The 579-nt window shown below is 57.0% G+C and carries 1 pseudogene; it reads right to left on the bottom strand.

Features of this window, described 5'->3' with window-relative positions:
- Positions 1–93, bottom strand: a pseudogene (locus EN780_RS41170) (ParA family protein); the annotation flags it as partial.
- Positions 94–579: the final 486 nt, after the last annotated feature.

Here is a 579-nt window from a genome sequence, read left to right as displayed (position 1 = left end):
TCCATGAATAGCGTACTCGCCGGCAACGAGAATAATGACCGTCGTCTTCCCGGCGCCGCCTTTTCCGCTGATCGCGCAAATTCTTTGAGTCATGTTCGATCCCTTTTTTGCCGTCTCCAAGGGCTTCAATGCGGCAGGCCGTCGCCACGCAGCATTTCCAAACGAAGCGAATGCTTTGCTTTCGCACGGCGTTTTTACACTATGCGATCACACCTCACTATCCTAGCGTGTGATACTTCAATTAGCTTTCACATCGTAACGTCATGGCATGTGAACATATCGTGCGAACAAGTCGTGTGAAACGGGATCAACCGCGCGATGCTGTTTGAGCCATCCTGGAAGTCTCCACGGTCGCCCAACCGATGAAGTCGGCACCGGCCTTCCCGCTCCTATTGTGGTGAACCCCGGAGCCGCGCGAAGGCCGTCTGTGACGCTCGCACGCAGTCCGCCAGGGCGAAGAGCGGAGCGTCCCTTGCGGACGAGTACGAGGGGCACACAAAGGCCGACAAAGCGGTCCTGGAGGTGAACCCTGGAGAGCGTTTCAGCGTTTTATGGGCAGGGGCGAAGGCACCTGCACAT

Source organism: Mesorhizobium sp. M4B.F.Ca.ET.089.01.1.1 (assembly GCF_004022605.1).
In the GTDB taxonomy this organism is placed as follows: Bacteria; Pseudomonadota; Alphaproteobacteria; order Rhizobiales; family Rhizobiaceae; genus Mesorhizobium; species Mesorhizobium abyssinicae.
This window is presented reverse-complemented; position numbering and strand designations above follow the sequence as displayed.